Here is an 8,366-nt window from a genome sequence, read left to right as displayed (position 1 = left end):
TTATGAGGGAATTAAATACAATGAAGATGAGAATGGCAACCTTATACCTTTAAAAACGGAGGAAGAGGAAATTGGATGGTTCATTACTGAAATGATAATGGATATGGAGGAAGAAGGAGTCGTAAAAGTACAGGAGTTTTTGGATTTGGACACCCATCACGACTATGGCATTGGTCTGGATGCTGCCCTGAATCTGGAATCATTAGATGAAAAAGCCATTGAAGATTTTGTTGAAGCTTATAATGAAGACAGCCTAGAGCTAGATGACACTTTTTATACTTTTGAATCAGAGGAAGAGGAGGATTAAATTCTAGGATTATTATTGTTTAATTTACTTTTTGGTTATGTTATTTCTTATACCAATTAAAATGTTAATAAGGTAGCTTTTAAGTTTTAGGTAATTAGAATGGCTGAAATCTCCGATAGTACTTCTTCTTGAAAACCTGGCCTTAACTGTTGAGAATTTTCTAGCCGTAATTTTTAATCCATAAAATTCCTCTATTTTGTTAATTACTTTTTTAGGGTTATCAACATAATCTCTGTAAGATACAAAAAGTGTTGTCTTTGGATTAGATTTGTTGATCCATTCTTTACAAAAGAAATTTAAATCAGAAAATAAACCGTCATTTTTTGCTTGATCTAACCATTCTTTTTCCGTCATCTTAACAGAATAGCCGTTTAACAAATTGTGTATGGATTTTATGGCGCCCCTTCGGTATGCTAGAACTATTTCAGATGGTTCTCTAAGTAAGATAACTTTTTTTACATTGTAAGTTAAATTAAGATTATTTGAACTTGGATATAAATGTTGCTTAACAACAGTGTTTTTCATTTTTAAAAAATCGATGCTTTTTAGCTCTCTTATGTCCCCATGAAAACTGTAAAGGATATTACAATTGTCTGGAATACTATTATCAGTAAAGCTAAAATCCTGTTTAGCATTTAAATTGTGTAGCTTGCTTATTGTAAGCATTAAAGAAGTACTTGCACTTTTTGGGATTGCAATTATTAACATAAATTATGCTGGAGTTGATTAAATAATTTTGTTCTTAAGCGATTGAGAATAATGGACCTGTGGAAATGCTATTTACTAATTTCAGACTATTTTATTCCATTTAAGCCTAAAATTATCATTTTTTTTCATTCAAGGGTTATCTTTATATTTTTTCAATAATACAAATGACTAAAATGTTTAAGCTTAAAGTAGCCTGGTCTACAAAATATGCCCATCCTTTGCCCGAGGGGCATAGATTTCCCATGGAGAAGTATGAACTGCTTCCCGAACAATTATTGTATGAAGGCACCCTGAATTCCGGTAATTTTTTCGAGCCTGAGCCTTGTACCGAAGAAATAATTACGGCTGTTCACGATAGCAGGTATTTTAAAAAATTAAAAGCACTTTCTGTCAGCAAGTCAGAGATAAGAAGAACAGGATTTCCTTTGAGCAAAGAATTGGTAGAAAGAGAAATTCAAATCATGAATGGCTCAGTAATGGCTTCTTTATGTGCTTTACAAAATGGGATAGGGATGAACATTGCCGGAGGAACACACCATGCGTTTAAGGATAGAGGTGAGGGCTTTTGCCTATTAAACGATATCGCCATCGCAGCCAAATACCTCCTTACAAAATATGCGATTGATAAGGTTTTGGTGGTGGACTTAGATGTGCATCAAGGCAATGGTACAGCATCAATTTTCCAAAATGATTCGCAAGTATTTACTTTTAGCATGCATGGCAAACACAATTACCCCATGCACAAAGAACAGTCAGACCTCGATGTTCCGTTGGAGGACCAAACCGATGATCAAACCTACCTTTCGTTGCTGGGAAATCACCTGCCAAAGTTAATAGCTGAGGTTGGACCGGATTTTATTATTTATCAATCCGGTGTGGATGTTTTAGCGACTGATAAATTGGGAAGGCTTGGGATGACTATTCAAGGCTGTAAAGAAAGAGACAAGCTAGTCTTAAGCCATGCAAAGACAAATAACATACCCATCATGTGCTGTATGGGGGGAGGGTATTCTCTTAAGATTAGTGATATTATCGAAGCTCACGCTAACACTTTTCGTTTGGCCCAAGAACTTTTCTTCTAAATCACATGGTTTTGCCTTTAGCATTTTTGTTTATTGGCCTTAGATACAGACATTAAAGTAAGAATTTTAATGCCTGAAGAATAGAAAAACGGGTATTTTAGATTTAAATAATGTCCATAGAATTTGTAAAAGATTAAGAATCCTTATATTTGCCTCAATCAATTTTAAAACCAATATAAAGTGAGAAGAAATTTAACATTATTCAGTGCGATTGCGTTCTTAGGACTCCTTGTTGGGGCTTGTAATACTTCTACCCCCAATGAAAATGTTTCTGAAGGAGAACAAAAGAAAGATGTTTCAGATATTAAAATTGCCTATATCGTTACAGATAGCGTAATCAATAATTTTGATTATTTTAAAGAAAAATCTGCAGAGATTGCTGAAAAGGGTAATAAATATCAAAGCGAATTGACCAACAGGGCTAAGGGATTTGAACAGGAAGTAGCCAGTTTCCAAAGCACAGGAGGTAATATGACCAGAAATCAGGCACAGGCGAAGCAGGAAGAGTTAATGAAGAAAGAAGAAAACCTGATGACTTATAGGCAGAACATCATGACTGAGCTACAAGCTGACGAAACCAATCTATACAATGAGGTTTATGATAAGATTCAGGTTTACTTAAATGAGTATGCAACTGAAAATGATCTCGAGATGATCCTTTCTTACACTAGAGGCGGTGGTGTATGGTATGCCAAAGAAAGCTTTGATGTTACCGATGAGGTGATTTCAGGTTTAAATGAAGATTATAAAAATAAAGACAATAGTAGCACTGAAGAAAAAGAGGAAGCTCCTGCTACTGAAGAATAAGGACACTAATAGTATTAGATTTATAAAAGTCCGGTATTCCGGACTTTTTTTTTTATTTTTTTATCCGATTGGCATGAAAAATGCCGTTTTGGTTTAGTGGCCTAACAAGGCTTATTGTGGAATTATTAGTTCGGTTAATTTTAAACGATAAAAATGGAAATCACCAATTTTCTAAAAAATCATTTTAGACATTTTAATGCAGCGGCACTGATAGATGCTGCCGAAGGGTATAAATCCCATTTAGACAACAATGGAAAAATGATGGTTACCCTTGCCGGGGCGATGTCGACGGCCGAACTGGGAATTTCATTGGCAGAGATGATCCGTCAGGATAAGGTGCATATCATTACCTGCACGGGAGCAAATCTGGAAGAAGATGTGTTTAATTTGGTTGCCCATGATTATTATGAGCGAATACCCGAATATAGAGATTTGACTCCACAACAGGAGCAAGACTTGGTTGACAGACACATGAACAGGGTTACGGATACCTGTATTCCTGAAATGGAGGCTATGCGACGCATTGAGAATGTAATCCTTGACGAGTGGCAAAAAGCAGATCGTTCAGGCGAACAGTTTTTCCCTCATGAGTTTTTCTATAAAATTCTATTGTCCGGAAAACTTGAAAGTGAATACCAGATAGATCCCAAAAATAGTTGGTTACTAGAGGCAGCAAAGAAAAATATTCCCATTATTGTTCCCGGTTGGGAGGATTCCACCTTAGGCAATATGTTTGCCGGACATGTGATTTCTGGAGATATCAAAAATGTACACACTGTAAAAGGAGGAATTCAATACATGATGTATTTGGCAGAGTGGTATACAGAAAATGCCAAAGAGGAAAGTACAGTTGGTTTTTTCCAAATAGGGGGTGGAATAGCCGGAGATTTCCCTATTTGTGTAGTGCCAATGCTTCATCAGGATTTGCAACGGGATGGGATTCCTCTTTGGGGATATTTCTGTCAGATTTCAGACAGTACTACCTCTTATGGCTCTTATTCCGGAGCTGTACCCAATGAAAAAATAACCTGGGGAAAATTAGGCATAGACACACCAAAATATATTATTGAATCAGATGCCACAATCGTAGCACCTTTGGTATTTGCGATTGTATTGGGGCAATGAATGGAACAAAATGAACAATGTAATGACAAAATTTTTTAGAGCAAGCACATTTTTTGTGCTTGCTCTTTTCACTTTTTACCCATCAAAAGGACAAAGGCCTGTATTTTCACTGGCTTATGATGAGCATCAACCTTTAATAGCAGCCGGAGGTGAATTGTATTTTAGCCTTACTTATCATCCACAAAACAAAGGTGGGCTAAAAGATCCTGGGGATGTATGGGTTGCTGCAGAGGGTAAGCAAGGGTTTGAACCTCCGGTTCCTGTTTATGAACTGTCCACGGAGCATTACGATTTACTAATTGGATTTAATCAGCGAAATGAAGCGCTGGTATACCATGCCAATGAAAACAGCCAACAAGTGATTCAAAGCTATACTAAGGATTCTTTGGGTTGGAGAAAGGGAGAGTTCATACAACTTCCGGGTCTAAAAATAAAAGGGGATCACTTTAGTGCCTCTCTCGATTCCAGTGGTCAAATAATGTTGATGTCTATGGATTCTTATGGGAGTTATGGCAATGAAGACATTTATATGTCTCAATACAATGGCATATCCTGGTCAAGACCTATGAATATTGGAGGAGCTATTAATACTGCCAAACAAGAATTAAGTCCCCGCCTTTCTAAAACCGGAGATACCCTTTATTTTGCCAGCAATGCCCATGATACGAAGAAAGCAATAGAGGTATATGCCAGCAAAAGACTGGACAATACATGGAGGAATTGGAGCCCGCCTGAATTGCTAAACCTGTCTCAAATGCAGGGGGTAGAGATGTATTATTTTCAAGACCCAAAAAATGACCGTTCCTTTTTCACCAACACTCAGACAAGTGAAGGATTTGGAAATATCTATATGCTGGAGAATTTGGACCTTGAGACGATTCCGGTTAAAATCTTAGCCGAGAATAGCACTGAATCAAGATCTAATCTTGATGCAAATGATGGGATCAATATGCCTAAACCTAAAGTGAATCCTATTACTGTGGCTGATGCCCATCTGTTTTCAAATCTTGGAGAAGAAAGCAAGGGGCAAATTAGTATGGCTGAAAAATTAGATTCTTTAGCGGTAGGAGAGCAGCTCATATTGGAAAATGTCTTGTTTAAAAAAGGAACCGTAGCGCTATTGGATTCCACGTCTTTGCTTGTATTGGACGAATTGGCTACATTTTTGAAAAAGCATCCGGAGAAAAAGATGGCGATAGAGGGCCATACAGACAGTTATGGGAATGCCAATGTAAACATGCGGTTATCTTTGGCACGTGCAGATAAAATAAAAGAACTCCTTGAACAAAGAGGAGTGGAAGCAACCAATTTGATAGCCAAGGGCTGGGGGGGTAAAAAGCCGATCGCTACCAATTCAAATGAAGCTGGAAGGAAACGGAACAGGAGAGTAGAAATTAAATTGATTGCCGAAGACTAGCAGTTGGTAAAGAAAAGAAATACTATTTTTTAATTGGCCAGATTATGCAATAGATTGTCTAGTGCACATTTTGGGTTTAAATAAAAAATGGAGTTTTCCATTAAGGAAGCCTCCATTTTTTGTGTAGTTATTTATAGCGTCTTATTATCCTATAAGGGCTACTATTAATTCATCATTGCTGGAGATGAACCTCCCTCACTTTCTTTCAAATCTTCATTGGTAACCCCTCTTTTTTTCCTTCTTCCACCGTCTACACTAAGCTTTCCAATTCTATAGGAGAAGTTTATCTTGAAATTCATATAGCGCATACCCGTGACACTTTTTTGGGTAATTGTAGGAGTTGACAATTCATTTCTCATTTTAAATTCAGGGGTGAAAAAGTTTTCAGCACCAAAGCCAATGCTACCTCTTTTTTCTGCAAACTGTTTATTTATGCTTAAGCTATAAATACCGAACCCTCCCGATGAACCCTGGAGTTGCACCCTTCTTCCACGGTAAAAGCTAAAGGCTTGGATTTGCCAGTTTTTCGGTAAGGTATAGTTTCCAAAAAGTCTACCACTGATTACAAACCCTTCATTTTGTGCTTTATATTGTGGATTATCCTGTCCATTGTCCAGCTGTGCATAGTATCCATCAATAGATCCGTTTAATGAGAATTTACCCGAGATATTTATATTGGAAAAGATGCCTAATCCATAGGCCCTTTCATTTCCAATATTTTCGTAGGTAGTGAAGATCACATCATCATCTTGAATCGTCCTTACAGGTTGAATAGAACCTGTTGTATTTCTCAAGTAGGAAGTGAAATTTAGTGAAGTTCCTTTGATAAAAGTACTGTAAGACAATTCATAATTATCTGTCATTTCAGGATCCAATATAGGGTTACCTTGCGTAATTTGTTGAGGATTTGAAGCTTGTATATTTGGATTTAGGTAGTTCAAAGATGGTCTTTGAATTCTTCTATTATAGGCGGCTTTCAACATATTGCCATTGGCCAATTTTCTACCAAAGTTCATATTGGGAACTACGGTACCATAGGAAGGGATATCCACCGGTAGGTCCGAAGAAAGAAAGTCTGCATCAATATTGGTGTATTCGTATCGAATACCGGTTTTGAGGGTGTAATGCTCTAAAAACCCTAGAGTATAGGACAAATAACCGGCGGTTACATTTTGGTTGTAATTAAACTGGTTAGAAAGACTGATATCTTCATCTTCCACATATTCTCCATCTGCCCCTGTTGCCCTGTAGTAGGCAAAGTCACTTGTGGCTTGTCTTAAAATATTTTTGGCTCCATATTCGATAATTTGTTCATCTTTGGCTCCCAGAGGTGTCACATAATCCACTTGTACAGTAAATTCCTCATTGAGGTTGTCATTGTCATTCTTAATTCTACTAATTACTTGATCAAAGGACTCATTGTACAGGCTATTGACGAAGTCATTGGTACGATCACTTCTGGAGTAAAGGCCTGAAAAGCTAATTTCTTTACCTTTCTTTTCATAGGACTTAGTATAGTTATAGCTTACATCCAAATTATTTGAAAGATTGTCAGTCTGTACATCCCTAAGTAACTCACTGACCAACATGTCTTCTATATAAGTTTCCGTATAGAGGTCATCTTGCTTATTTTTCATATTTCTAAGCCCGAAACTGACAGAGGTTGTCATGAAATTATATTTATTGATTTCATAATCCCATCCTAAATTATACCTGCCGAACATCATATTATTTCTGGTGTCAGCCCCTTGTAATATTCTGGTTGAAGAACCATCATCAGCAAGCAAAGTTTGCTCATTTTCAAAGTTTCCCAATATATTGTATCCTGCTCGTCCGAAACCTCCTAACGAAAAGCCCATTTTCCCTTTTTTCAAGGCAGCATTTAGGCCGAGATTTGAACCTCTCAAACCTGCACTGGTATTGATATTTAAGGAAGCTCCTTGTAGTTTGTTCTTTTTGGTAACAATATTGATCACCCCACCTGTACCTTCAGCATCATATTTGGCGGATGGAGAAGTAATTACTTCCACGGATTTAATTTCTTCTGCCGGAATTTGCTTTAATGCGTCCGCAATATTATTGGCTACAATGGCAGACTGTTTATTGTCTATTAATACAAGGATATTGCTACTACCCCTCATGGAAACATTACCATCCAAGTCTACTGTCAACATTGGGACTCTCCTCAATACATCGGAGGCGTCACCACCTACGGTGGTTTTGTCATTCTCCGCATTGTATATGGTTCTGTCTACTTTTTCTGTAATAAGGCTTCTTTGCCCTTGGACAGTTACCTCCTCAAGAGCAACTGCTGATTCTTTCAAACCTATGTTTCCTAAAAACAATGATGGAGTATTGGGCCCCACTTGAATATCATCTCTAACAAATGTGTCATAGCCAACAAAACTCAATTCCACCTTGTATTTACCTGCTTCTTTTACATTAAAAAAGAATTCTCCATTGTCATCTGCGACCCCACCTGCAATGGAAGTTTCAGAAGCAGATTCTTTTAAAAAAGCGGTAGCGTAAGGGATAGGCTCACCTGTTGCCTGATTCACTACCTTACCTGAAATCTTAAATTCTTTCTTTTCAGAAGCCTGTTGACCAAAAGCATTTAGAGATGCCCAGGACAGCATTACAATGGAAATTAATAATAGTTTGGTTATTTTTCTCATTTGTCTTAGTTTTCCAATATTGTTATTGTCTTTATAATAGCTGATACAAAGGAAAAATTTTCTTTTCAATAATAAAAGTACAATAGATAAGGGAGGGAGTTAAGTCGACCAAAAGCACTATTGAGCAGACCAACGATAATTGATCCAAACGGAATCCTGTTTTATAGATGAATTCCAGCTATTTAACGACGTTCGGTCCTATTTGGTAGATTAAAACTTTTCATTTCATATCTTTATTTTATGTT

General features: G+C 37.1%; 6 protein-coding genes and 1 pseudogene. 5 read left to right on the top strand and 2 right to left on the bottom strand.

The window, feature by feature from the left end:
• Nucleotides 1-307 (top strand): annotated as a pseudogene (locus tag AAC037_RS13440) (hypothetical protein); the annotation flags it as partial.
• Between the two features lie 24 nt (nt 308-331).
• Here AAC037_RS13440 and AAC037_RS13435 read toward each other — a convergent pair.
• Nucleotides 332-1,015 (bottom strand): sulfotransferase domain-containing protein, encoded by a 684-nt coding sequence (locus tag AAC037_RS13435; RefSeq protein WP_339903471.1) that lies wholly within the window; start codon nt 1,013-1,015, stop codon nt 332-334.
• Between the two features lie 173 nt (nt 1,016-1,188).
• On the opposite strand from AAC037_RS13435, the gene AAC037_RS13430 reads away from it, so the two are divergent.
• The 4 genes from AAC037_RS13430 to AAC037_RS13415 all read left to right on the top strand — a co-directional run bounded on the left by AAC037_RS13430 (nt 1,189) and on the right by AAC037_RS13415 (nt 5,446).
• Nucleotides 1,189-2,097 (top strand): histone deacetylase, encoded by a 909-nt coding sequence (locus AAC037_RS13430; RefSeq protein ID WP_339903470.1) that lies wholly within the window; start codon nt 1,189-1,191, stop codon nt 2,095-2,097.
• Between the two features lie 180 nt (nt 2,098-2,277).
• Nucleotides 2,278-2,904: an OmpH family outer membrane protein gene (locus AAC037_RS13425; protein WP_339903469.1), complete on the top strand. Its 627-nt coding sequence runs from the start codon at nt 2,278-2,280 to the stop codon at nt 2,902-2,904.
• A gap of 153 nt (nt 2,905-3,057) precedes the next feature.
• Nucleotides 3,058-4,029 (top strand): deoxyhypusine synthase family protein, encoded by a 972-nt coding sequence (locus tag AAC037_RS13420; protein ID WP_339903468.1) that lies wholly within the window; start codon nt 3,058-3,060, stop codon nt 4,027-4,029.
• Between the two features lie 22 nt (nt 4,030-4,051).
• Nucleotides 4,052-5,446, top strand: coding sequence for an OmpA family protein (locus tag AAC037_RS13415; protein WP_339903467.1), 1,395 nt, complete (start codon nt 4,052-4,054; stop codon nt 5,444-5,446).
• A 164-nt stretch (nt 5,447-5,610) separates the two neighbouring features.
• Here the strand turns inward: AAC037_RS13415 and AAC037_RS13410 are convergent, their stop codons facing one another.
• The gene (locus AAC037_RS13410; protein WP_339903466.1) at nt 5,611-8,121 is read right to left on the bottom strand and encodes a TonB-dependent receptor; all 2,511 of its coding nucleotides are present in this window, start codon (nt 8,119-8,121) and stop codon (nt 5,611-5,613) included.
• Nucleotides 8,122-8,366: the final 245 nt, after the last annotated feature.

This window comes from uncultured Cyclobacterium sp. (assembly GCF_963976465.1).
Lineage (GTDB): Bacteria > Bacteroidota > Bacteroidia > Cytophagales > Cyclobacteriaceae > Cyclobacterium.
Note: the sequence above shows the minus strand (reverse complement) of the source record. Positions and strands in the feature narration are given on the sequence as shown.